The organism is Glaciihabitans arcticus (genome assembly GCF_004310685.1).
In the GTDB taxonomy this organism is placed as follows: domain Bacteria; phylum Actinomycetota; class Actinomycetes; order Actinomycetales; family Microbacteriaceae; genus Conyzicola; species Conyzicola arctica.
The window spans coordinates 1,721,090-1,741,759 of record NZ_SISG01000001.1 but is presented as its reverse complement, the minus strand read 5'-3'; the positions used below and the strand labels follow the sequence as shown (position 1 = coordinate 1,741,759).

General features: G+C 66.4%; 22 protein-coding genes. 15 read left to right on the top strand and 7 right to left on the bottom strand.

What is annotated here, in order from left to right; translation table 11 throughout:
• Positions 1 to 9: 9 nt before the first annotated feature.
• From EYE40_RS08395 to EYE40_RS08385, 3 genes are read left to right on the top strand one after another with little or no spacing between them, the layout of a single operon-like run.
• Positions 10 to 834: an ABC transporter ATP-binding protein gene (locus EYE40_RS08395; protein ID WP_130981524.1), complete on the top strand. Its 825-nt coding sequence runs from the start codon at positions 10 to 12 to the stop codon at positions 832 to 834.
• Positions 834 to 1,637 (top strand): ABC transporter permease, encoded by an 804-nt coding sequence (locus tag EYE40_RS08390; protein WP_130981523.1) that lies wholly within the window; start codon positions 834 to 836, stop codon positions 1,635 to 1,637. Before EYE40_RS08395 ends, EYE40_RS08390 begins: the two co-directional genes overlap by 1 nt.
• Positions 1,634 to 2,461 carry an ABC transporter permease gene (locus EYE40_RS08385; RefSeq protein WP_130981522.1) on the top strand — a complete coding sequence of 276 codons (828 nt, stop codon included), beginning with the start codon at positions 1,634 to 1,636 and terminating at the stop codon, positions 2,459 to 2,461. Before EYE40_RS08390 ends, EYE40_RS08385 begins: the two co-directional genes overlap by 4 nt.
• Before the next feature lie 16 nt (positions 2,462 to 2,477).
• Here the strand turns inward: EYE40_RS08385 and EYE40_RS08380 are convergent, their stop codons facing one another.
• Positions 2,478 to 3,005 carry an adenine phosphoribosyltransferase gene (locus EYE40_RS08380; protein ID WP_130981521.1) on the bottom strand — a complete coding sequence of 176 codons (528 nt, stop codon included), beginning with the start codon at positions 3,003 to 3,005 and terminating at the stop codon, positions 2,478 to 2,480.
• A gap of 101 nt (positions 3,006 to 3,106) precedes the next feature.
• On the opposite strand from EYE40_RS08380, the gene EYE40_RS08375 reads away from it, so the two are divergent.
• Together EYE40_RS08375 and EYE40_RS08370 are read left to right on the top strand one after the other, a co-directional pair.
• Positions 3,107 to 3,673 carry a LemA family protein gene (locus EYE40_RS08375; RefSeq protein WP_130981520.1) on the top strand — a complete coding sequence of 189 codons (567 nt, stop codon included), beginning with the start codon at positions 3,107 to 3,109 and terminating at the stop codon, positions 3,671 to 3,673.
• A gap of 34 nt (positions 3,674 to 3,707) precedes the next feature.
• Positions 3,708 to 4,601, top strand: a complete 894-nt coding sequence (locus tag EYE40_RS08370; RefSeq protein ID WP_130981519.1) for a M48 family metalloprotease — start codon at positions 3,708 to 3,710, stop codon at positions 4,599 to 4,601.
• Between the two features lie 7 nt (positions 4,602 to 4,608).
• Here the strand turns inward: EYE40_RS08370 and EYE40_RS08365 are convergent, their stop codons facing one another.
• The 3 genes from EYE40_RS08365 to EYE40_RS08355 form a co-directional block, all read right to left on the bottom strand.
• Positions 4,609 to 5,751: a hypothetical protein gene (locus EYE40_RS08365; protein WP_130981518.1), complete on the bottom strand. Its 1,143-nt coding sequence runs from the start codon at positions 5,749 to 5,751 to the stop codon at positions 4,609 to 4,611.
• Between the two features lie 167 nt (positions 5,752 to 5,918).
• The gene (locus tag EYE40_RS08360; protein WP_130981517.1) at positions 5,919 to 7,190 is read right to left on the bottom strand and encodes a hypothetical protein; all 1,272 of its coding nucleotides are present in this window, start codon (positions 7,188 to 7,190) and stop codon (positions 5,919 to 5,921) included.
• 70 nt (positions 7,191 to 7,260) lie between these two features.
• Positions 7,261 to 8,463 carry a winged helix-turn-helix domain-containing protein gene (locus tag EYE40_RS08355; RefSeq protein ID WP_130981516.1) on the bottom strand — a complete coding sequence of 401 codons (1,203 nt, stop codon included), beginning with the start codon at positions 8,461 to 8,463 and terminating at the stop codon, positions 7,261 to 7,263.
• Positions 8,464 to 8,626: 163 nt separating this feature from the next.
• Between EYE40_RS08355 and EYE40_RS08350 the strand changes: the two genes are divergently transcribed.
• From EYE40_RS08350 to ilvA, 6 genes are read left to right on the top strand one after another with little or no spacing between them, the layout of a single operon-like run.
• Entirely contained in the window at positions 8,627 to 9,739 is a 1,113-nt protein-coding gene (locus EYE40_RS08350) for an ABC transporter substrate-binding protein (RefSeq protein WP_130981515.1), read from the top strand.
• Between the two features lie 25 nt (positions 9,740 to 9,764).
• Positions 9,765 to 10,718 (top strand): ABC transporter permease, encoded by a 954-nt coding sequence (locus tag EYE40_RS08345; RefSeq protein WP_420810039.1) that lies wholly within the window; start codon positions 9,765 to 9,767, stop codon positions 10,716 to 10,718.
• A complete protein-coding gene (locus tag EYE40_RS08340; protein WP_130981514.1) occupies positions 10,715 to 11,542 on the top strand; it encodes an ABC transporter permease in 828 nt (275 codons plus the stop codon). The genes EYE40_RS08345 and EYE40_RS08340 overlap by 4 nt, the downstream gene beginning before the upstream one ends.
• A complete protein-coding gene (locus EYE40_RS08335) occupies positions 11,539 to 12,582 on the top strand; it encodes an ABC transporter ATP-binding protein (protein WP_130981513.1) in 1,044 nt (347 codons plus the stop codon). The genes EYE40_RS08340 and EYE40_RS08335 overlap by 4 nt, the downstream gene beginning before the upstream one ends.
• 51 nt (positions 12,583 to 12,633) lie before the next feature.
• On the top strand, positions 12,634 to 13,791 hold the full coding sequence (locus EYE40_RS08330) for an AI-2E family transporter (RefSeq protein ID WP_240034763.1): 1,158 nt from the start codon (positions 12,634 to 12,636) through the stop codon (positions 13,789 to 13,791).
• Positions 13,788 to 15,026, top strand: coding sequence for a threonine ammonia-lyase (gene ilvA / locus EYE40_RS08325; protein WP_130981512.1), 1,239 nt, complete (start codon positions 13,788 to 13,790; stop codon positions 15,024 to 15,026). Before EYE40_RS08330 ends, ilvA begins: the two co-directional genes overlap by 4 nt.
• A 6-nt stretch (positions 15,027 to 15,032) precedes the next feature.
• Here the strand turns inward: ilvA and greA are convergent, their stop codons facing one another.
• Both greA and EYE40_RS08315 read right to left on the bottom strand, forming a co-directional pair.
• The gene (greA, locus tag EYE40_RS08320) at positions 15,033 to 15,524 is read right to left on the bottom strand and encodes a transcription elongation factor GreA (RefSeq protein ID WP_130981511.1); all 492 of its coding nucleotides are present in this window, start codon (positions 15,522 to 15,524) and stop codon (positions 15,033 to 15,035) included.
• A gap of 83 nt (positions 15,525 to 15,607) precedes the next feature.
• Positions 15,608 to 16,018 carry a DUF4307 domain-containing protein gene (locus EYE40_RS08315; RefSeq protein ID WP_130981510.1) on the bottom strand — a complete coding sequence of 137 codons (411 nt, stop codon included), beginning with the start codon at positions 16,016 to 16,018 and terminating at the stop codon, positions 15,608 to 15,610.
• Positions 16,019 to 16,102: 84 nt separating this feature from the next.
• Between EYE40_RS08315 and EYE40_RS08310 the strand changes: the two genes are divergently transcribed.
• Complete coding sequence (locus EYE40_RS08310) at positions 16,103 to 16,387, top strand: hypothetical protein (protein WP_240034762.1); 285 nt, start codon at positions 16,103 to 16,105, stop codon at positions 16,385 to 16,387.
• On the opposite strand, the gene trhA is transcribed toward EYE40_RS08310, so the two are convergent.
• Entirely contained in the window at positions 16,384 to 17,130 is a 747-nt protein-coding gene (gene trhA, locus EYE40_RS08305; protein ID WP_130981509.1) for a PAQR family membrane homeostasis protein TrhA, read from the bottom strand. The two genes, EYE40_RS08310 and trhA, sit on opposite strands and share 4 nt — an antisense overlap.
• A gap of 64 nt (positions 17,131 to 17,194) precedes the next feature.
• Here trhA and EYE40_RS08300 point away from each other — a divergent pair, with 64 nt between their 5' ends.
• The 3 genes from EYE40_RS08300 to EYE40_RS08290 all read left to right on the top strand — a co-directional run bounded on the left by EYE40_RS08300 (position 17,195) and on the right by EYE40_RS08290 (position 20,623).
• On the top strand, positions 17,195 to 17,980 hold the full coding sequence (locus EYE40_RS08300) for an isoprenyl transferase (RefSeq protein ID WP_130981508.1): 786 nt from the start codon (positions 17,195 to 17,197) through the stop codon (positions 17,978 to 17,980).
• Positions 17,977 to 19,101 carry an aminotransferase class V-fold PLP-dependent enzyme gene (locus EYE40_RS08295; RefSeq protein ID WP_130981507.1) on the top strand — a complete coding sequence of 375 codons (1,125 nt, stop codon included), beginning with the start codon at positions 17,977 to 17,979 and terminating at the stop codon, positions 19,099 to 19,101. Before EYE40_RS08300 ends, EYE40_RS08295 begins: the two co-directional genes overlap by 4 nt.
• Before the next feature lie 187 nt (positions 19,102 to 19,288).
• Complete coding sequence (locus EYE40_RS08290; RefSeq protein WP_130982848.1) at positions 19,289 to 20,623, top strand: PhoH family protein; 1,335 nt, start codon at positions 19,289 to 19,291, stop codon at positions 20,621 to 20,623.
• The last annotated feature ends 47 nt before the right edge of the window (positions 20,624 to 20,670 follow it).

The following is a 20,670-nucleotide window of genomic DNA, read 5'->3' as shown; positions in this document are numbered from 1 at the left end:
CTCACACCAATGAGCACCATCGAAACCGCTGGCCAGGGCGCAGAAACCCTGGCCAGCGGTATCCACATTTCCGGTCTCAGCAAGACCTTTTCGATAGGTCGCAAGAAGGTCGTCGCCCTCGACGACACCACGCTGCACACCGACAAGGGCACGTTCCTGTCGCTGCTCGGCCCGTCCGGCTGCGGCAAGTCGACGATCCTGCGCATCCTCGCCGGGCTCGAGACAGCGTCCGCGGGCGAGGTGCGGGTCGACGGCCTCACGCCGGGGGAGCTGCGCAAGCAGCACGCCCTCGGCATCGCCTTCCAGGATTCCGCGCTGCTCCCGTGGCGCAGCGTGACCGCCAACATCCGCCTCCCGCTCGAGGTCGCCGGGCTCCCCGCCGACCCCGCATTCGTCGCCGACCTGATCAAGCTCGTCGGACTCGAGGGCTTCGAGAAGGCCAAGCCCGCCCAGCTCTCCGGCGGCATGCGCCAGCGCGTATCGATCGCCCGTTCGCTCGTCGTCAAACCCTCCGTGCTGCTTCTGGATGAACCGTTCGGCGCGCTCGACGACATGACCCGTCAGCGGCTCAACCTCGAGCTGCTCAGGATCTGGACGGAGAAGCCCGCCACCACGCTCATGGTCACCCACGGCATCGCGGAGGCCATCTTCCTGTCCGACCGGGTCGCCGTGATGAGCCCGCGTCCCGGCCGTATCAAGCAGATCATCGAGGTCGATCTCCCGCGTCCGCGCACGCCGGAGATGATGCGCACCCCCGAGTTCCACGCCCTGCACGACCAGGCCTCCGAGCTGCTGTTCGGCGACGGTGGCGCCGCGGTCGAAGCCGACAGCTGATGCGGCGGTTCCCGGCCTGGCTCACGGGCATCCTCGGCACCGTCGCGGCGATCGGCATCTGGTGGCTGCTCGCGGTCACGGTATTCGCCTCGGTCGGCGCTCGCCCGGACGGCTCGGGCGGCGCGATCCCGACCCCGCTCGCCGTGCTGCTCAAGATGTTCGACGACGGGCCCGACTTCTACTGGCGTAACGCCGGGGTGACCCTGACCGAGGCCGGCCTCGGCTTTCTCTGGGGCAACCTCGCCGCCCTCGCCCTCGCCGCCGTTGTGCTGCTGATCCCAGTGGCTGAGAACCTCGCCACCCAGATCGCCGTCATCAGCTACTGCATCCCGATCGTCGCCGTCGGACCGATCATCCGCATCGTTCTCGGCGCCCCGGCCTCCGGTGACCCGTCCGAGACGGCGATCGTGCTCGCCGCGATGTCCGTATTCTTCACGACGGTCGTCGGCGCCCTCGTCGGCTTCGCATCGGCCGACCGCGCGAGTCTCGATATCGTGCGCGTGTACGGTGGCGGACGCATTCAGCAGCTGCTCAAGGTGCAGCTCATCGCCGCGCTGCCCGCGATTCTCACCGCCCTGCGCATCGCGGCCCCCGCGGCCTTCCTCGGAGCGATCCTCGGCGAGTACCTCGGCGGCGTCGACGTGGGCTTCGGCCCTGCGCTCACCAACGCCCAGCAGGGTCTTGAGATCGAGCGGGCCTGGGGCATCGCGATCGTGTCCGGGCTCGTCGCCGGTGCCGGTTACGCGCTCATCGGTCTCGTCGCGCGCTTTGTCGCGCCCTGGTCGAAGGGCAGCGCCGTATGAGCGAGGCGACAGCGACCCGACGCGGACTGCAGCGCGAGTTCGCCCGCGCCACCGCGCGCACCGTCGGACGCAGCGTGCTCAATGCCGTGCTCTCGATCGTCATCGTCATCGTCGCGTGGGTCGGGCTCATCAAGCTGTTCAACGTCACGCCCTACATCGGCAAGACGCCGCTCGACGTGTGGGAGTACCTGTTCGTCGATCCGGATGCCGCACAGAGCCGCGCGGCCGTGCTCACCGCGCTCGGCCAGACCCTGTTCGACGCGTCCATCGGCTTCGTTGCCGGGCTCGCGCTCGCGACCCTCATCGCCGTGCTCTTCACGCTGTTCCGAGGGGTGGAGCACGCGCTGATGCCGCTCGCGATGCTGCTGCGCTCGGTTCCCCTCGTTGCGATGACGCCGATCATCATCCTCATCTTCGGACGCGGACAGGCCGCCGTCGCCGTGATGGGCTCGATCGTTGTGCTGTTCCCGGCCCTCGTGAACATCGTCTTCGGACTGCGCTCCGCCTCGCCGCAGATGCTCGACCTCGTCACGGTCTACGGCGGCTCGCGATTCACGGCGCTGCGCAAGGTCGCGTTCCCGGCTTCGCTTCCCGCGTTCTTCGCGGCCGTCAAGATCTCGGTGCCGGGTGCCATCACCGGCGCGCTGCTCGTCGAGTGGCTCGCCACCGGGCAGGGCATCGGCTACGGCATCATCTCCGCGGCCGGTCGCGCGAAGTTCAACGAGGTTTGGGCAGATGTGGTCGTCATCACCGCGGTGTCAATAGTGCTGTACAACATCGTGGCGATCATCGAGTCGTACGTGCTGGCCCGTCGCTCGCGCTAACCCGCCGGGGCAGGATTCAGACGCGCTGCAGGGAGTGGATGTCCCGCCCGGGCAGTGCGGCGCGACCGTTCAGCGCGTCCAGCTCGAGCACAACGCTGATGCCGGCCACCTGCCATCCCGCGCGCTCGATCAACCGGGAACTGGCGGCCAGGGTGCCACCGGTCGCAAGGATGTCGTCGATGACCAGCACGCGCGTGCCGGCGGGGAAATCGGCGGGCTGCACCTCGAGGCTCGTCGAGCCGTACTCGAGGTCGTAGCTTTCAGAGATCGTCTCGCGGGGTAGTTTGCCGGGCTTGCGCACCACGAGCACGCCGAGTCCGACCGAGTAGGCGGCGGCCGCGGCGAGCAGGAACCCGCGCGCCTCGACGCCCGCGATCGCGTCGATTTTGCCGACCCACGGAGCGACGAGCGCATCGGCCACGGCACGCAGGGCCGGGCCGTCGGCGAACACCGGGGTGAGGTCGCGGAAAGTGATGCCCGGCTTCGGAAAGTCCTCGACGATCGCGGTGAGTTCAGTGATCAGTCGAGTGGCGTCATCCGTCATAAGAATCGAGCCTAGGGGCACGCCGACCTCACAGTCGTTTCGCGGTTGGCGAAACAACAAACACAGCGTTTGCTGAGAGTCGCTCCCGTATAGTTGGCGTCATGGAATTCCTTATACCTATTGGTGTCATCGTCCTGATCGTCGTCATCATCGGTGGATACCTGTGGTCGACCTATAACGGACTGGTTACCCTCAACGTTCGCGTTGACGAAGCGTGGAGCGACATCACCGTTCAGCTCAAGCGCCGTGCCGACCTGATCCCGAACCTCATCGAGACGGTCAAGGGATACGCGGCCCACGAGAAGGGCGTCTTCGAGGCGGTCACGAAGGCCCGCGCCGAGTCGCTCTCCGCCGGATCGCCCGCCGAGGCGTCCGTTGCGGAGAACCACATGCAGTCGGCCCTGAAGAGCGTCTTCGCCGTTGCCGAGGCCTACCCGCAGCTCCAGGCCAGCCAGAACTACCTGCAGCTGCAGGGCGAGCTCGTCGACACCGAAGACAAGATCCAGGCCTCGCGCCGCTTCTACAACGGTGGCGTGCGCGAGCTCAATACCAAGATCAAGGTCTTCCCCAACACTCTCTTCGTACGCGGCCTCGGCTTCAACGAGCGCGAGTTCTTCGAGGTTGCCGACTCGGCGTCCATCGCCGAGCCGCCCCGCGTTCAGTTCTAACGCGCGCAAGCCTGCTCTATAGCCCGGGAGCTCCATGTATCGCGCGATAGCCGCCAACAAGCGGAACACCGTCCTCATCATTCTGTTCTTCGTGATTGTGATCGGCGTGCTCGGTCTCGCCCTCAGCCTCATCATGACGGGCCAGATCTCGTGGCCGATCACCGTCGCGACGATCGTGGGTGCGGGGCTCTACACCTGGATCCAATACTTCGCGGCCTCCGGGCAGGCTCTCGCCCTGAGCGGCGCCCGCCAGATTCAGAAGTCGGATGACCCGAGGCTCTACCGCATCGTCGAGAACCTGGCCATCACCACGGGCATGAGCATGCCCAAGGTCTACATCATCGACGACCCGGCGCCCAACGCATTCGCGACCGGTCGCGACCCCGAGCACGCTGTCGTCGCTGCAACGACCGGGCTGCTCGAGATCATGACCGACTCAGAGCTCGAAGGCGTGATGGCCCACGAACTCGGCCACGTTCAGAACTACGACATCCGCGTCTCGATGATCGTCTTCGGTCTCGTCGTCGCCGTCGGCTTCATCGCAGACGTCGCCCTGCGCTTCACCCTCTTCGGTGGTCGCGGCAACAATAACAACAGCGGCGGCAACCCGATCATGATCATCGTCGGCATCGCGGCGCTCGTCATCTCTCCGCTCGTCGCCGCCGTCGTGCAGGCGGCCGTCTCACGCCAGCGCGAATACCTCGCCGACGCGACCGGCGCGATGACGACGCGTCATCCCGACGCCCTCGCGAGTGCGCTGCAGAAGCTCGCCGACTACGGTCGCCCCATGGCCCGCCAAAACTCGACCATGGCGCACATGTGGATCTCCGACCCGACCAAGCCCGGCATCATGGACCGCCTGTTCTCGACCCACCCGCCGATCGGTGAGCGCATCACCCGCCTCGGAACCATCGGGCGCACCTTCTAGCCCTTCGCTAGCGCAGGCCGTCGACGATGCCCTGCGCGAGGGAGGTCAGCGACGTCCCGGCATCGAGATCGAGCGTGTCTACCGTCTCCGGGTAGAGCGAGAGGCTGATCCAATTGCCGTCGAGGATGACGTCGACGGTGGGGATCTTGTCGGAAGCGCGCAGCCAAGCCGAGTCACCCTCGGCGAGGCCGTCGAGCTCGAGCGCGGTTGCATCGCGAATCCCACGGTCGGTGGTGTGGGCAGCCGCCCACGCCCATTCGCCGCCCTCAAGCACCTGGACGGGAAGACCGTACTCAGTCTGCGTGGTCGGGGTGAACCAGCGGCACGGATCGGAGCCGACCTGTGTCTCGGCCTCGAAAGCGAGCGCCGTTCCGCCGATCGGGCCCCGATGGAAGCCGACCGCGGAGGGCTCGCCGCCGACGACGCCTGCGATCGTCTCCGCGGAGAGCACCGAGGGGCAACCGGGATCGATCACCAGCGATGTCTGAGGCGGGGTCCAGGCCGAGCGCTGCGTCGAGGCAATGACGTTCGCCGTGACAGTGTCCACGAGCGTCTGGGCTTGCTGCCTGTTGGCGGAGTCTCCGCCGAAGTACTTCATGCCCGAGAACTGAATGTCGAGCCACAGCGAGTCGCCGACCAGCCCGGTCCACCAACAGTTGGCGTCCTCACCACTGGAGCCGTTGCAATCCACGGGTTCCGCTTCGTCGAGTTCGTAGAGCTTCGCGTAGTGCGCCCAGGCCGCCGCGGCATCGGGCAGAACGGTCACCCACAGGGATGTAAAACCCTCCGCGCTGCCGTTCTCGTCATATCGTGGGGCGTCGTTGATCCACAGGCACTGGGTCGCCTGCAGGTGCCCAAGTGCGTACTGCCTCGGAATTCCGCTCGAGTACTCGTCGACCTCGAAGGAGAACGGGTCCGTTGCCTTCAGGGGAGTAGTTGAGAGCGGTCCATAGCTTGCTGCAGGGACCAGGTCGTCGCACGTCGACTCGAGAATCGGCTCGGGAGCCTCTAGCGCGACAGGAGTAGCCACGGGACTCGGAGTGACAGTCGGGGGAGCCGCGACATCCACCGGTTCCTTCGCGCAGCCGACCAGGGCCAGCGTGCTGATCACGAGGATCGACAGCGTCGTCAGAACCAAAGACTTTCTCATGGCTCGATCGTGGCAGAACGGGCGGTACACCCGGGTGACCTTTGGATAACGATCGCGGCCCTCGTCGATCGTGCGCTTCGCCGACACCGCCGTTGCGCAGGCGGACCTAACACACCAGGCGAGGACCTGCCCGATGCATCGGGCGCACGTTCCAGGTTCGCTGCGGGTCAGTTACGCGCGAGGTCAGCGACACCCTGCGCGAGCGTGGTGATCGCGGTGCGGGTCGACAGGGCGAGAGGTGCCACCATGTCGTCGTTGACGTGCAGCGAGATCCAGTTGCCGTCGATGAGCAGGTCGACGCTCGATCCCCACTTCGTGGAGCGGATCCAGGCGGAGTTGCCGTCGGCCAGGCCGGTGAGCGCCAGGGGCGCGATCGTCGCGTAGGTCCCCTTACCTGCAGCGCGCGCTTCATTCCACGCCCATTCGCCCGCAGCGAGAATAGCGACGGATGGTCCGTAGGACCGCTCCTGGCCGGGCACCGAGAAGTAGCAGGGGTCCGACTTGGCGAGCTTGGGTCCCACGGCCTCGATGTAGGGATCGTCGTTTCCCCCGTCCTGGAATCGGACTGCGGAGGGATGGCTCTCGAAGGCCTCGGCGACGACCTCCGCCGTGATGAGTCCGGGGCACGCGTCGGAGATGGTGCGCACGTCGGAAGGCACCGCCCACGGTTCGACGAGGGTTGCGGACTCGAGCCTGCCGATGAGACCGTCCTTGAGAGCCATGAACTGGGCGATTGTCGACTTGTTGGTTCCCTGGTGCTTGAGCCCCTGCATAGTCACCTCGACCCAGTACTTGCCACTCGCGAGACCGGCCCACCGGCAGAACCGGAAGTCGCGGGTCGGGTCCGTGTTGCACATCCACGGTTTGGCGACCGGGAACGGCCCGAACATCGAGTTGGCCTTCGTGTAGTCCTCCATCGCATGGGGGATCACGTTCACCTTGAGTTCGACGTACTCGGGGTTGTCGAGCAGCAGGCTTTCGGTTTCGAACTTCGGCGGCTCGTTGTTCTCCCACAGGCAGGAGTAGCCCTGGAGCTGGCGCATGGCGTACTGCACGGGGATGCCGACATCGAGGGCCGACCAGGCCTGGAGGTCGGGACTCGCCGGGAGAACTCCCGGTCCGGTCAGTGCGGACATCGCCGATGTGGGGACCAGCTCGGCGCAGGACATGCCGAACAGCGGCTGGGGCGCAGCGATGGGCTCGTGCTCGTCCACGGAAACGATGACAGCATCTTCGCCGGGCTCGGTCGATTCGCCAGTCTCGTCGACGGGGGTCAGCGTCGGGTTCGGCGAGCCGGTGGCCCCCGAGTCCGTCGCCGAGTCGGACTGCGCCGCGGGTTGCGTGACCGGCGTTCCTCCCGCACACGCGCTCAGCAGCAGCGTCAGGATCGCGGCCGTCGCACATGCCGAAACGACCACCCGGGTCGGACGAATTCTCATGGATTGATCGTCTCAGAACGGGTGGTCGACCCGGGTGACCTTTGGGTAACGATCGCGACTCTCGGGGGGCTCAGCGACCGCGGGCGCCGAGCACACCGCGCAAGGCGGGCGCGAAGTCGCCGCGGTCGACCACGGAGATCGAATCGAGCCCCTGCCAGTCGCGGATGCTCTCGAGCAGCGGCACGACCCGCTGCTCCACGCCCGCCGGTGCACCGGGCTCGAGCCAGGCCGACTGCACGCGCAGCACCCGGTTCTGCCGATCGTTCTTGAGGTCGATGCGCCCGACCACACGGTCGTCGATGAGCAGGGGCAACGTGTAGTACCCGTAGATGCGCTTCGGTTCGGGCGTGTAGATCTCGATGCGGTAGTGGAAGTCGAACATGCGCAGGGCGCGATCCCGCTCCCAGACGACCGGGTCGAAGGGCGAGAGCAACGCCGTGGCCTCGAGCCGGCGGGGGATGCGCGCATCCCGATGCAGGAAGGCCGGCTTGCCCCAGCCGTCGACCGTCACGGGCAGCAGCTCGCCCTCGTCGATGAGTTCCTGCGCGACCGCCTTCGCGGGCGTCTTCTTCAGTCGGTAGTAGTCGGCGAGGTCGCCGAGCGTGCCGATGCCGTGGTGCTGCGCGGCCAGGGAGAGCAGCTGTTTGTGCGCGTCGCGCTCGCTCACCTCGATGTCGAGCAGTTCGCGCGGGAGCACCTGCTCAGCGAGCCCGTAGATGCGCTCGAAGTTCTTGCGGCCGGCGGGCACGACCTCACCCCAGAGAAAGAGATACTCGAGGCCCAGCTTGACGTCGCTCCAGCCCCACCAGGCACCCTTGCTCTTGTTGGCGTCGTGCTCGATCCTGCTCGCAGCAATCGGGCCAGTGGCGGCTAACTCGCCGCGGAGCCAATCCAGCATCGGGCCGTTCTGCGTGGTCCAGTGGTCGGGCGTGCCGAGATGCTTCGCCTTGAAGGCGCGCATCTTCCAGCGCCACAGCGGCCATGTTTCGAGGGGGACGATGGATGCCACGTGTCCCCAGGTCTCCACGTACTGAGCCTTGGCGCCGAAGGTCAGCCGGTCGAGCAGTGCCTTGTCGTAGGCGCCGAGGCGCGCGAAGACGGGCAGGTAGTGGCTGCGCTCGAAGACGTTCACGGAGTCGACCTGCAGCAGCCCCATTCGCCGCACGAGGGAGTTGATCTGGCGCGTGCCGACGCTCGGTGGCGGAGCCACGCCGAAGCCCTGGGCGGAAAGAGCTATGCGCCGCGCCTGCGCTGGGGAAACGAAGTCGACCACCTCTCGACTGTAGCGAGGGCGACCGACAGGATGCGTTCTCCAATCGTTCACCTTGGTGCACCAATCCGGTTGCCGGGCGACCGTAATTTGTCCGAAGGCCGCCCCGGTTCCCTACTGCCCGCTCACAGCGCGGGCGGCCGGATGGCCCACTTGGAGGAATCCCTTGTTCAAGAAGAGCACTTTCGCCGGCATCGCGGTCTTCGCCGCTGCAGCGATCACCCTCGCGGGCTGCGCGGGCACCCCCGCCGAAGCCGGCGACGTAGACGCCAAGACCGCGACCAGCGCTGAGGCATTCGGCGGAATAGACGCACTCGTCGAGGCAGCCAAGGCCGAGGGCCAGCTCAACGTCATCGCCCTTCCCGACAACTGGGCAAACTATGGCGAGATCAAGGCGCTGTTCGAGGAGAAGTACGGAATCACCGTCAACTCGGCAGACCCCGACATCTCCAGCGCCGAAGAGATCACCGCCGCAGAGAACCTCAAGGGCCAGGACACCGCTCCCGACGTCTTCGACCTCGGAACGGCCGTCGCCCTCGACAGCCTCGACTACTTCGCCCCGTACCAGGTCGCCAACTGGGACGAGATCCCCGAGGGCAACAAAGAGGCGACCGGCCTCTGGGTCAACGACTACACCGGCAGCATGTCGATCGGCTATGACTCGAACTCGGTTCCCGAGCCCACGAGCCTCGACGACCTGCTCGGCAGCGAATACAAGGGTGCTGTCGCCATCAACGGTGACCCGACCCAGGCCGGCGCCGCATTCGCCGCTGTGGGTCTCGCGACCGTGCAGTCCGGTGGAACGCTCGACGACTTCACCCCCGGCATCGAGTTCTTCGAGAAGCTGAACGACGCCGGAAACTTCATCCCGGTCAACGTCACGGGCGCCACGATCGCCGCAGGCGAGACCAAGGTCGCCTTCGACTGGAGCTACAACAACCTCGCAGCAGCGGCCACGGTCGACGGCTGGAAGGTCAAGACTCTCCCGGGCGCCGTCTACACGAGCTTCTACAACCAGGCCATCAACGTCGACGCACCGCACCCCGCGGCTGCTCGCCTCTGGCAGGAGTTCCTCTACAGCCCCGAAGCCCAGAATCTCTTCATCAAGGGTGGCGCTTACCCCGTTACGATCGAGGCCATGAACACCGCGGGCACGACCGACGAGGCGCTCATCGCCGAGATCGGAAACCTCGAGGGTGACATCGTCACCGCAGACGTCGACCAGACCGCTGCAGCCAACACCCTCCTCGCTGAGAAGTGGGCCGCTGCCGTTAGCTAGCAGCACCCACCACAAGGAACATCTCGTGACTGTCGCCCAGGCGTCGTCCGAGGACACGAGTGGCGCCGAGGCTCAGCCTCGGCGCCACCCGCAGTCCGGGACACGCGTCATTCGTCCCGCACCATGGTTCATCCGCAGCGCCTCGAAATTCGTCGGCCTGACGCCGTTCGCCCTCTACGTGATGATCTTCCTCGTCATCCCGACGACCTTCGCGGTATTGACCGGCTTCTTCACCGAAGACGGTGTACTGACCGGCGAGAACATCGCCGGACTCTTCGCACCCAACATCCTCGCCTCCTTCGGCGCCTCGTTCTGGCTGTCCGCGGTCACGGCAGTCATCGGCGCCGTGATCGGCGCCCTGTTCTGCTACGCGATGCTCGGCACCAAGCCGGATGGCGCACTGCGCACCATCGTCGACTCGGCCAGCAGCGTGCTCGCCCAGTTCGGTGGCGTGATGCTCGCCTTCGCCTTCATCGCGACCATGGGCAACGCCGGTGTGATCACCGTGTTCCTCAAGATGCAGATGGGCACCGACATCTACGCCGACGGCATCTGGCTCTATCAGGTGCCCGGGCTGATCCTGCCCTACGTCTACTTCCAGGTGCCACTCATGATCATCACCTTTATGCCGGCGCTCCAGGGCCTCAAGTCGCAGTGGGCGGAGGCGAACGCCACCCTCGGCGGCACGCGCTTCACCTACTGGTGGCGCATCGCGGCGCCCGTGCTCGCGCCCTCCTTCTTCGGCAGCCTGCTGTTGCTGTTCGCGAACGCCTTCTCGTCGTACGCCACCGCCGCCGCACTCATCAGCCAGGGCTCGCAGATCGTGCCGCTGCAGATTCGCGCAGCGCTGGTCAGCGAGACGATGCTCGGCCGCGAGAACATGGCCGGCGCGCTCGCGCTCGGCATGATCGTGATCATGGTGGTGGTGATGTGGGGCTACTCGGTCCTGCAGAGCCGCACCTCGAGGTGGCAGCGATGAGCCGGCAGGTCAGCACGGCCGTGCGCATGGGCACCGAGCCGAACAGGGTCGTGCGCAGCGTCATCCTCATCGTCATCGCACTGATCTTCGCGGTCCCCATCCTGTCGCTGTTCCAGTTCACGTTCCGCGACGGCCTGGCCGGCGACCTCACCCTCGACCACTGGACGGGCCTGTTCACGCCGGAGGCCGCGCGCACCTACCGCGGACTGTTCACCGCGATCGGCAACTCGTTCCTGCTCGCAGCCGTCACGGTCGGGATCGTGCTCGTGGTGCTGCTGCCGACGATCATCCTCGTGCACCTCCAGTTTCCGCGGCTGAAGCGCGTGCTCGAGTTCATCTGCATCATCCCGATCACCGTGCCGGCCATCGTGCTGGTCGTTGGTCTCGCCCCGGTCTACTCGATCGTGGTGAAGGTCTTCGGCGGCTCGATCTGGACGCTCGCCTTCGCCTACGGCATCACCGTGCTGCCCTACGCCTACCGGTCGATCCGCTCGAACGTCGACGCGATCGACCTCGTCACGCTCAGCGAGGCCGCTCGGTCGCTCGGGGCGAACTGGCTGACCGTGCTGGTTCGGGTGCTGCTGCCGAACCTGCGCCGCGGCATCCTGTCTGCCTCATTCATCTCGGTAGCGGTCGTGCTCGGTGAGTTCACGATCGCGAGCCTGCTCAATCGCGTGAACCTGCAGACCGCACTGCTGCAGGTCTCGCAGTCGGACCCGTACGTGGCCGCGATCTTCGCGCTGCTCGCGCTCGCGTTCGCGTTCATTCTTCTTCTACTCATCGGACGGCTGGGATCCTCCCGCCGCGACAGGAGCAACGCATGACCTCCACCACCGGCGCAACAGTCGAACTGCGCAATGTCGTCAAGACCTACGGCTCGCACTCGGCGCTGTCGGGCATCGACCTGGCCATCGCTCCCGGCGAGTTCGTCGCCCTGCTCGGCCCATCGGGCTGCGGCAAGACCACGGCCTTGCGCGCCCTGTCGGGTCTCGAACTCGTCAACAGCGGCTCCATCCTCATCGACGGCGAGGACGTGGCGGCCGTGCCGACCAACAAGCGCGACATCGGCATGGTCTTCCAGTCCTACTCGCTCTTCCCGCACATGACGTCGATCGAGAACGTCGAATTCGGGCTCCGGATGCGCCGCGTGTCTTCGCCGGAGCGCACGCTTCGGGCGGCCGAAGCGCTCGAGCTGGTGGGCCTCGGCCACCTCGCCGACCGCTACGCACACCAGCTCTCCGGTGGGCAACAGCAGCGCGTGGCCCTCGCCCGTGCCCTGGTCACCCGGCCGCGCGTGCTGCTGCTCGACGAGCCGCTGAGCGCCCTCGACGCGAAGGTGCGCGTGCAGTTGCGCGACCAGATCCGCCGTATCCAGACCGACCTCGGCATCACCACGGTCTTCGTCACGCACGACCAGGAGGAGGCGCTCGCCGTCGCCGACCGGGTCGCCGTGATGAAGGACGGCCGCATCGAGCAGATCGGCACCCCCGAAGAGCTCTACACAACGCCCGCGAGCTCGTTCGTCGCGGACTTCGTGGGTCTCAGCAACCGCGTGAACGGCGAGCTTCGGGATGGCGCGGTCACCGTGTATGGCGCGACGCTCCCCGTTCTCGGCACTCCGCCCGCCGCCGGCCCCGTAACCGCGTACGTTCGGCCGGAGGACGTGTTCTTCGCGATCGATGACGGAATCCCGGCGACGGTCGTCGTCTCGAGCTTCCTCGGCTCGCTTCGTCGCACGAGCGTGCGTCTCGCCGACGACTCGCTGGTATCGGTGCAGCACGCGGTGGGGGAGCGGTACGCGCCCGGCGACGAGGTGCGGGTACGGTTCGGCTCGTCTGCGGTGGCGGTACGCGAACGAGACTGAGAAGTCGCCGCTTCGGGCATCTCGGAAAAGGGGCGGCTCTAGGATTGTCGGGTGGCCCTCTTCAAGCGCAAGTCCCCAGCAACCAATCCCGCCCTTGCAACGACGGGTGAGGCGATTCCCGAGGGCGTGAAACTCGCCGGAGCATGGGCCTGGCGCCTTCTCGCCATAGCCGCTGTGCTGGTCGTCATCGGCCTGCTCATCATCGTGCTGCGTGAGATCATCGTGCCGTTTATGGTCGCGATCCTCATCTCGGCGCTTTTGGTTCCGGTGGTGAACTGGCTCGTGCGGCACCGCTGGCCCAAGGCGCTCGCCGTGCTTGTGGCGCTGGTCGCGACTCTCGTGGTCGTCGCGGGTTTGATCACTCTCATCGTTGCCCAGGTCCGTAGCGGCTACCCCGACCTGCAGGCGAGGTCACTGGTTGCGTTCGAGCAGTTCAAGACCTTCCTCGCGGGAGAGCCGTTCTTCATCGACTCCAAGCAGCTGCAGGACTACATCGACCAGACCCTCGCCTCCGTCGACAACGGCACGATCTGGTCCGGCGCCGTGACAGTCAGCACTACCGCGGGCCACTTCCTCGTCGGCCTGCTGCTCACGATCTTCGCTACCATCTTCATCCTCATCGACGGCAAGGGCATCTGGAACTGGATCGTGCGCATCTTCCCGCGCCGCGCCCGCCCCGCGATCGATGGTTCGGGCAAGGCCGGCTGGCTCACCCTCACGACCTTCGTCAAGGTGCAGATCTTCGTCGCGTTCGTCGACGCGGTCGGCATCGGACTCGGAGCGTTCATCCTGGGGCTCTTCTACCGCGACCAGGGCGGGTTCCCTCTCGTCATCCCGATCGCTATTGCCGTGTTCCTCGGCTCGTTCATCCCGGTCGTCGGCGCCGTGGTGACCGGTATCTTCGCGGTGTTCGTCGCGCTCGTCTTCCTCGGCCCCGTGCCGGCGATCATCATGCTCGGCATCGTGCTGCTCGTGCAGCAGGTCGAGGGGCACATCCTGCAGCCGCTCGTCATGGGCTCGGCGGTCAAGGTCCACCCGCTCGCCGTCGTGTTCGCGGTGGCTGCCGGATCCGGAATCGCGGGCATCGTCGGTGCCCTCTTCGCGGTGCCGGTTGTGGCCGTGGCGAACGTCATGGTGACCTATATCGCGAGCGGCAAGTGGCGCACGCAATCTCGTCCCCTGAAAAAGGATGTAGTTTCGCAAGTATGAGTGAAGAGTTCGCGGCGGGGCCACGCCTCGCGGAGTTCGAGTCTGCCCGCGAACGAGTAGCCCGAGTCGCCGAAGTCACGCCCCTGCAGACCGCGGGCTTCATCTCGGAGATTCTGGGCTCGCCGGTGTTCCTCAAGTGTGAGAACCTGCAGCGCACCGGCTCGTACAAGATCCGTGGGGCGTACAACCGGCTCTCCCGTCTGACCGAAGAGGAGAAGGCCCGCGGCGTCGTCGCTGCCTCGGCGGGCAACCATGCGCAGGGTGTCGCCTTCGCGGCGCGCGAACTCGGCATCAAGGCCACGATCTTCATGCCGGTCGGTGTTCCTCTGCCGAAATTGCTCGCGACGCGAGGCTACGGCGCCGATGTTGTGTTGCGCGGGCACACGGTCGAGGAACCGCTGCGTGCGGCCGCCGAGTTCGCCGAGTCGACGGGTTCCGTGCTCATCCCGCCCTTCGACCACAACGACATCATCGTCGGCCAGGGAACGCTCGGCCTCGAGATCCTCGACCAGATTTCTGATCTGGATACGATCATCGTTCCGATCGGCGGGGGAGGCCTCATCTCCGGTGTCTCCAGCTCGATCAAGCAGAAGCTTGCTCTCGAGGGCCGAAAGGTTCGCGTCATCGGCGTGCAGGCGGCCAATGCGGCGCCATACCCGCTGTCGATCCAGAACGGGTATCCCACCGCGATCCGCACTCTGCCGACCATCGCCGACGGCATCAACGTCGCCAAGCCCGGCGAGCTCAACTTCGCGATCATCAAGGAGACGGTGGATGAGATCATCACCGTCGACGACGACCTCATCGCGCGCGCCCTGCTGCTGCTCATGGAGCGCGGCAAGCTCGTCGTCGAGCCGGCCGGTGCCGTGGGCATCGCCGCGATCCTCTCCGGCCAGATCACGAACGCGGGCAACACCGTCGTGATCCTGAGCGGCGGCAATATCGACCCGCTTATGCTCGAGCGCGTGATCAGTCACGGCCTCGCGGCCTCGGAGCGCTACCTGAAACTGCGGATCCCGCTGCCGGACCGCCCCGGTCAGCTTGCCCGCACGTCCGCCCTCATCGCGGAAGCCAACGCGAACGTCGTCGAGGTGCTGCACACGAGGCACGGCAACGGAATGCAGTTCAGCCAGGTCGTGCTCGAACTACACATCGAGACGCGCGGACCGGATCACGCGGAGCAGGTCATCCAGAAGCTGCGCGACGGCGGCTTCGAGCCCACCAGCGTGGTCTAGGGCCAGCTAGCCCGCGTAGTTCTCGACCTTCAGGATCTCGACCTCGATCGACTTGCCGTTGGGGGCGGTGTAGGCGACCTTGTCGCCGACCTTGTGGCCCATGATGGCCGTGCCAAGCGGGCTGCCCTCGCTGTAGACGTCGAGGTCGCTGTCCTCGCCGACGATCTCGCGGCTCCCGAGCAGGAAGACCTCCTCGTCGCCGAGCACGTTGGCCGTGACGACAACACCCGACTCGACGACCCCCGAAGCACTGTCGACCTCGCCGACGACCGCGTGACGCAGCAGCTCGGTGAGCACCCGGATGCGGGCCTCCATCTTGCCCTGCTCCTCCTTGGCGGCATGATAGCCGCCGTTCTCCTTGAGGTCGCCCTCCTCACGCGCCGTTTCGATCTTCTTCGCGATCTCGAGGCGACCCTCGCCGGTGAGCTGCTCGAGCTCGGACGTGCGGCGGTCGAACGCTTCCTGGGTGAGCCAGGTGACGTTAGCGTCGTTGCTCATGAGGTGCTCCTAGGGAAAGAAAATCGGGTGAGACGTGGGAAAGGGCCAGCGCACTGCCGGCCCCCGATGACAATCGACCCAGCTTAGGTGAGCCAGCAACGGTAGATCAATCCCGTTGACGCGAGCTCGGAGGTGCGCACGGACGTCTCGAGGGCGCGTGTGCGCTGCTCAGACGGCGGCAGCTGGATGATCTTCCAGCCGACGACACTGAAGCCGTCGTTGAGCGCCTGGACGGCGCAGCTGACGGGGGAGTTCGGCTCGACGGTGAGGGCGAACGACACATCCACCAGCGCGCCGTCGACGACGGTGTGACCGGTATCGCGCACTTCAAGCTGGGCGGGCGCGCCCAGCAGGCCACCCCAGACGAGCCACGCGACGAACACGACCACGAAGGCCGCGGCCGCGCTCCACGAGATCACCCGGGTGCGCGAAGCGCTGCTGCGGGTGCGTCCGTACCGGGCGTCGAGATCGGCGCGCTCACCGGTCGCTGTCACTGTCTGTCCTGCCTATCGCACGCGGTTACTCTTGAAGAAGAAGAATAGATACAAGGGTATAAGACCCCGACCGAGAGAGCCCCCATGAGCTACCTGTCCGACCTGGCCCTGAGCGCCGCGATCCGGATCACGCAGGCCGTGCCCACCCCCGCACCCACCACGCCGGGCTACTCCGGCGATGAGGCGGACATCACCCCGACATGGGTCGGCTTCGTGGCCACCTTCCTGGTCGCCATCCTCACGGTGCTGCTGCTGGTCGACATGAACCGACGGGTGCGGCGCGTGCGATACCGCGAAGAGGTGCGGGTGAAACTCGAGGCCGAGGCAGCGGAGGCCGCTGCATCCTCTTCTCAAAAGAAAAAGAGCTAGAGCACCGGAGGGTTCGTCGCCACGAGGAGGATTCCCGTCCAGTGGCAGAGGAACGCCAGCAGTGTGAGCGTGTGGAAGATCTCGTGGAAGCCGAACACCCCGGGGATCGGGTTGGGGCGCTTCAGCCCGTAGAACACGGCACCCAGCGTGTAGCAAAGACCGCCGATGATGATGAGCGTCATCATGACCCAGTTCGCCTGGAAGAAGTCCACGATGAACATGCAGGCGGCCCAGCCGAGGATGACGTACAACGGCACGTAGAGCCAACGCGGTGCACCGACCCAGAACACGCGGAACCCGATGCCGAGCGCGGCACCGCTCCACACCAACCAGAGCAGGATCGTGGCCTTCTCGGGCGGCAGGGCGAGCACCGTGATCGGCGTGTACGAGCCCGCGATCAGCAGGAAGATGTTGGCGTGATCGAGGCGCTTGAACACGGCCTTCGTCGTCGGGCTCCAGTTGATGCGGTGGTAGAGCGCTGACACACCGAAGAGTAGCAGGCTCGACGCCACGAAGATCGACGACGAGATCTTGGCCGCGGCACCGTCGGCCATCACGATGAGGATGACGCCCAGCACAATCGCGACCGGGAAGGTGCCGGCGTGGATCCAGCCACGCCAGGTCGGCTTCTGCTCGAGCCTTTCGAGTCGCTCGTTGTCGATAGCCTCCTCGACCAGCGGAACACCGGGAAGGTCGGCGCCACCGTCGTCGACTACGTCGTTATTCGCTCCCCGTGCGGTCATGGCGCAAGCTTAGCTCCCAGCCTATTTACACGGCTGGGTGCTCCCTTTGAGCTAACGTGAGTGCGTGACGGACAGGCGAGGAACACTGGGGCGCGGCTTCCTCTATGGCCTGTACCAGGCGCGACTTCGTCGCCAGCTCGCCGGGGTCGCTGTGCCGAAGCACGTGGCGATGATCCTCGACGGCAACCGACGATGGGCGCGCGCCCGCGGCCTCGAGACCGCAGCCCACGGTCACACCGCCGGTGCGGCCAAGATCCACGAATTCCTCGGCTGGTGCGACCAGCTCGGGGTCGGGGTCGTCACCCTCTACCTGCTCTCCAACGACAACGTCACCGCGCGTGACACCGAAGAGCTGCGCGACCTGTACGAGATCATCGCCGACCTCGCCGAAGACCTCTCGCACACCGGAGACTGGCGCGTGCAGCAGGTCGGCACGAGCGAAGGGCTTCCCCCCGCGCTCGCTGCGGCGCTCAAGTCGGCAGAGCAGCGCACAGAGGCCAACAAGGGGCTGCACGTCAACCTCGCCGTCGGCTACGGTGGCCGCCGCGAGATCGCCGACGCGATGCGCAGCATCGTGCACGAGCACAACGCCGACGGCGGAACTCTCGACGACCTCGCCGCGCTGCTCACTCCCGAACTCATCGCCGAGCACCTGTACACCGGCGGCCAGCCCGACCCCGACCTCGTCATCCGCACCTCGGGCGAGCAACGGCTCAGCGACTTTATGCTCTGGCAGAGCGCCCACAGCGAGTTCTACTTCATGGAGGCGCTCGGCCCCGACCTGCGCGAGGTCGACCTGCTGCGCGCCGTTCGTGACTACGCCTCCCGACAGAGAAGATTCGGCTCATGATGGACATCGACGGCTACGTCGCGCAATTCACCGACGAACCCGGCTACCTCGACTTCGCCCGTGTCGGCCCGGTCGGCCGCGGCGTTAAGGATGAGGAGTACGCCCTCTCCGGACTGCTCGGTCGCGCCCGCTTCGGCAGCCTCGACCTGCTCGAGGCGCAGGACGCGCGCGTGCGCGAGGCCGTGGCATCCCTCATCGGGTTCGACTCCTCGCATGTCGTGTTCCAGCCGAACACCAGCCAGGGCCTCATGCACGCCATGTTCGGCATCACCGGGGGAGTGGCACTCTCCCCGGCCGAGTTCCCGAGTGTCACCTTCGCCGCGGTTCGCGCGGCCGAGTCTCTCGGTGTGCTTGCGCCGCAGTGGCTGACAACGGATGACGGTCGCGTCACGCCCGGCAACCTGCGGGACCAGCTCGATAGCTCGACCGTTGCGGTCGCCGTAAGTCTCGTCGACTTCCGCACCGGATACCTCGCCGACATCGAGGGCATCCGCCAGGTGATCGGCGACCGGCTGCTCATCGTCGACGCCATCCAGGGCTTCGGGGTCGTCGAAGCGCCCTGGCACGTCGCCGACGTGATCGTGTCCGGCGGCCAGAAGTGGGTGCGTTCGGGATGGGGCACCGGGTTCCTCGCCATGAGCGACCGCGCTCTCGAACAACTCACCCCCGTGTTCTCCGGATTCAGCGCAACGGACGCCGAGGGCACCCCGCTGGACGAGGTGCTCCCTCCCACTCGCGGTGTGGGCGCCTTCAGCGTGAGCAATGCCGACCGCGTCGCCCAGGGCAGGTTCGCCGCTGCCCTTGAGGAGATCGCGCAGGTGGGGGTGGGTGTCATCCGGTCTCGCATCATCGAGGCGACCAACCGCATCATCGATATCGCCGACGAATTCGGGGTGACGGTTGTCTCGTCGCGGCCCGAGAGCGAGCGTGCGGGCATCGTCGTGATCGAGCCGGCACCCGAGCACCTCGCCATCCTCGGCGCCGCGCTGTACAACCACGGGGTCACGACGACGACCCGTGAGGGGCGCGTGCGGCTCAGCGCCCACGTCAGCACCAACGAGGAGACCCACGAGATGCTGCGGGCGGCGCTGATGAGCTTCGGGTCGGCGATCAACGTTTAACCTGAACGACATATTGCGGGCCGCGTGTCGCACGCGCGAAGTCGGTGGGTGAGCATAGTTTCAACTCATCAGGTATGGCGCCTGGTCGAGACGGCCACGTAAGTTCGTTTCTCGCAAATTTATTGGCCGTCCGCAAACTGGATCCGAGTGCCGCGCACTCGGGGATGGAGTGCACGTGGCCGAGAAGATGAGTCCCCAGCAGAAGACGGAGGGGGCTCACGCCACCTCCACCCTCGAGCGCACCTATGTGCTCGACACCTCTGTTCTGCTGTCGGATCCGCAGGCGATGTTCCGGTTCGCCGAACACGCGGTAGTGCTGCCGGTGATAGTCATCACCGAGCTTGAATCGAAGCGCAACGACCCGGAGATCGGGTACTTCGCCCGCCAGGCGCTGCGCAATCTCGACGAACTGCGGATGCAGCACGAACGCCTAGACTTTCCGATCTCGGTCGGTGAGGGCGGATCGCTGCGCGTCGAACTGAACCACTCCAACATGTCGGTGCTGCCGTCGGGCCTCCAGCTCGGCGACAACGACTCGCGCATCCTCGCGGTTGCCATGAACCTCGCCAACGACGGCCTCGCCGTCACGGTTGTCTCCAAGGATCTCCCTCTGCGCGTCAAGGCCGCCTCGATCGGCCTCGCAGCCGAGGAGTACCGCGCCGAACTCGCCGTCGACTCCGGCTGGACCGGCCAGACCGAGCTCGCGCTCTCGAGCGAGCAGATGGCGGAACTGTACGACGCCGAGAAGCTCTCGTCCCGGGCCGTTCAGGACCTTCCCATCAACACGGGGCTCGTCATCCACTCGGATCGTGGTTCTGCACTCGCGCGCGTCACCAGCCGCGGCCAGATGCGCCTCGTGCGCGGCGACCGTGACATCTTCGGCCTGCACGGTCGAAGCGCCGAGCAGCGCCTCGCGATCGACATGCTGCTCGACCCGGAGATCGGCATCGTCTCCCTCGGCGGAAGCGCCGGTACCGGCAAGTCGGCCCTCGCCCTGTGCGCGGGCCTCGAGGCGGTGCTCGAGAAGCAGCAGCATCGCAAGATCATGGTCTTCCGCCCGCTGTACGCGGTCGGTGGCCAGGAGCTCGGCTTCCTGCCGGGCGACGCCGCCGAGAAGATGAACCCGTGGGCGCAGGCCGTGTTCGACACTCTTGGCTCGGTCGTCTCGCAGAACGTGCTCGACGAGGTCATCGAGCGCGGGCTGCTCGAGGTGCTGCCGCTCACGCACATCCGCGGACGCTCGCTGCACGACGCCTTTGTGATCGTGGATGAAGCCCAGTCCCTCGAGCGCAACGTGCTGCTCACGGTCCTCAGCCGCATCGGCCAGAACTCGCGGGTTGTGCTCACGCACGACGTCGCGCAGCGCGACAACCTGCGGGTCGGACGCCACGACGGTGTCGCCTCCGTCATCGAGTCGCTCAAGGGCCACGCGCTGTTCGGGCACATCACTCTGACCCGCTCGGAGCGCTCCGCGATCGCTGCGCTCGTGACCCAGATGCTGGAGTCCAACGAGCTGGCGTGACGTTGCCGCTGATGGAGTAGGCCGCCCACGGCCGTATCGAAATCGAG